This window comes from Phormidesmis priestleyi ULC007 (genome assembly GCF_001895925.1).
Taxonomy (GTDB): Bacteria; Cyanobacteriota; Cyanobacteriia; order Leptolyngbyales; family Leptolyngbyaceae; genus Phormidesmis_A; species Phormidesmis_A priestleyi_A.
In genome coordinates, this window is the sequence record NZ_MPPI01000004.1 from 209741 (window position 1) to 212364 (window position 2624).

At 48.6% G+C, this 2624-nt stretch carries 3 protein-coding genes; 2 read left to right on the forward strand and 1 reads right to left on the reverse strand.

Annotation, left to right across the window (positions count from 1 at the left end; translation table 11 throughout):
- Positions 1–690 (reverse strand): NB-ARC domain-containing protein (locus BRW63_RS05865; RefSeq protein ID WP_262983523.1); only part of this gene is annotated, 690 nt, incomplete at its 3' end.
- Between the two features lie 602 nt (positions 691–1292).
- On the opposite strand from BRW63_RS05865, the gene BRW63_RS05870 reads away from it, so the two are divergent.
- The gene (locus BRW63_RS05870; RefSeq protein ID WP_219898359.1) at positions 1293–1832 is read left to right on the forward strand and encodes a helix-turn-helix transcriptional regulator; all 540 of its coding nucleotides are present in this window, start codon (positions 1293–1295) and stop codon (positions 1830–1832) included.
- Positions 1833–1986: 154 nt separating this feature from the next.
- Positions 1987–2148 (forward strand): hypothetical protein, encoded by a 162-nt coding sequence (locus BRW63_RS28115; protein WP_189645262.1) that lies wholly within the window; start codon positions 1987–1989, stop codon positions 2146–2148.
- The last annotated feature ends 476 nt before the right edge of the window (positions 2149–2624 follow it).

Genomic DNA, 2624 nt, shown 5'->3' on the forward strand with positions numbered 1-2624 from the left:
ACTGCCTAAAATAGATTCAACGTTGTCGAGAATTAATAAGCAACGGTGCTGGCGCAAATAGTGCAGCAGTCGCCCTAGCTTGCCGTCTACCGATTCGGGCAACTCAGTTTCTTGCTGATTAGAGAGACATTGAATGAGATCAGACAAAATGGTGTCGATCGGAGGCGCATCTCGCAGCGATCGCCAAATCACAAACTCAAAGGTTCCTTGCAGGCGTTCTGCCAGTTTGATCGAGAGTACGGTTTTGCCGATGCCGCCCATGCCAAGAATGGTGACTAAGCGGCAACGGTCTTCGGAAATCCAGCCCTCTAGCTCGGTGAGTTCTGGCGATCGCCCACAAAAGTCAGAGGTGTCAATTAATTCGCCCCAATCTGGCGCGGGTTCGGCTGCACAGTCTCCCGCAGATAAGTCTAAGAGCGCCTCTGCGTGTGCCCAAGCTTTTTGTGCACATTGTCTGAGCACCACCCGAAAGTTATTTTTGGTGACTCGTTGACCGACTTGATCAGAAAGGGCTTGCCATAGCTGAGAGCCAACTAGCTTTACATAGTCAGAGTCATAGCCGACCGTGCCTGCAATTTGCTCATAGGTTTGCCCGTCCCAGGCTCGACAAAACACGGTTTCTTGGAGATGGGTGAGTTGTTCTCGACCCATCAGGTTATCTAGCACTACCAGCGCTTCTTCAATGGTCATGGCTCAATGCACCTTTGAACGTCTTCCCTGATTTGCACCGACTTCGGCTGACTGTCTCTAAAGGATAGCGATCGTATATACATAAGTCCTTTCGCTTCGTTATGATCGGCTTCTGCCCCCTAAATCCCCCATTCTGGGGGACTTTGACCCAAGCCTTTCAGTTTCAAAGTCCCCCAATTTTGGGGGATTTAGGGAGCAAACCCCCAGCCATCCGAACTTAAAGCAATTTGTGTATACACAGTCTCCAAAGAATAGCGATCGGCTTGCAGTCTGTTTAATGATTCAACAGAGTTTATGTAAATTCCCGGTGATTATTTCTAAAACGCTTAAATTTCTACTTACGAATACTGTAGCGAGATTATGCGGTTGGTTTCATGAGTGTTTCGAGCTGTGAACTAACGTTTTATAACGTTGCGGCGATCGAAGTCCTAACTTTTTCTCACGGGCAAGCGGGAACAACTCGTTTAGCTTTTATGTAGAGCTTCAGGCAGTGCTTCGACCTGAACGACTAAAAACTTAATTGAGACAGCAGTGCATAACACCGCCAACTCAGACGTAGTGAAGCAATAGTTACCGTTCATTCAAGCCCCCGGAAAATGAACATGAATTCTTTAGAAAACAATCACTTCTTAACTTCTATACTCGAAGGGTTCGTTGATGGCATTTTGATTTTGAATTTGCAGAGCGACTTAGTTTATGCCAACACACCTGGCACGCGAATCTGTCAGCATCTGACCCACTCTGAAAACACCTTGCCTGATGAAGTGTTGCGATCGTGTGACGCGCTGATTGAGAGCCGTGAACTGTATGGCGATCGCCCGTTAGTGATTGAGTCAGAAGTCACCAATGACCAATCGCAAACGTTTCGCATTCGGGTGCAGTGGCTCAAGCTCGATGACTTGCAGCAGCCCTCTCTGCTGGTTAGACTTGAAGATCAGCAGCAGGGATTGCAAAGCTTGGCGGTGACGGAGGCCAAAAAATATGGTCTAACGCCCCGTGAGGCAGAGGTTTGGTTTTTAAAGCGCTGCAATTTGCCTCGCAAAGAGATTGCGGCTCGGTTATATATCACGATCGATACAGTCAAAAAACACTTAGGCAATATTCAATCTAAAAAACAGGCGCATCAAGAAAGTTGGTGCTAAAAGTCGAGTGGCAAAGGCATTTCGGATTGCTGCGATGGCAGCAGGCAAGTCTAGTTCTGCGATTGGGGCGTTCTTTCGTCGCTAAAAGGCACGGCTTGGCAGTCCCAAAGCGATTACGGCAACTGCTCATAAACTCGCTCGCATCTTTCATCCGATGGGGACAACTCGCCGAAGTTATCAAGATGCGGGAGCAGGGCACTACAAGCAGCAGTTCCGACAAGGCAAACTCAAGCAGTTGCGAAAACAGGCTGCATCGTTGGGATTTGACCTCACACAGCAGCCAGTTTCTATCGCTTCGATTGAAGATGTTTCTTAGGAGTTCTACGAGTTTTTTCGCTTCGTTGTCAGCGGCTTCTGCCCCTAAATCCCCCAAATTGGGGGATTTAGGGGGCAACCCGGATTTGCAACCGTAGCGAAAAGCGACGTTGCTGAATGCGAAGTATGAATCGCCGAATTTGCCCTCACCCTAGCCCTTCTCCCAAAAGGAGAGGGGACAAGATTTCTAGCTCCCTTCTCCCCACTTCTTGAGGAGGGCAATTCATGTCACCATTCAGCAATGCCCGAAAAGCTTCATCGAATTCACGTTCAGTTAAGCCAAGCCTACACCACCGAATATGGAGAAGCAAATTGATCAATTTTGCAGTGGGCAAAGTTGGCAGGATGTAAGGTGACGTTGGTTGACACTCCCCAGCCCTAAAGGGACGGGGATTCTTGGCTCAACGAAACCACTTAACCTAGAGTCCTTGCGTCGTCAGGGCCAGAGGTGGGATTCTCCCCAAGCGTTAATTCGGG

What these genes read in the sequence shown, in the direction of transcription:
- BRW63_RS28115 (WP_189645262.1), top strand. Translation starts at nt 1,987, where the DNA reads ATGGGGACAACTCGCCGAAGTTATCAAGATGCGGGAGCAGGGCACTAC.
- BRW63_RS05870 (WP_219898359.1), top strand. Translation starts at nt 1,293, where the DNA reads ATGAATTCTTTAGAAAACAATCACTTCTTAACTTCTATACTCGAAGGG.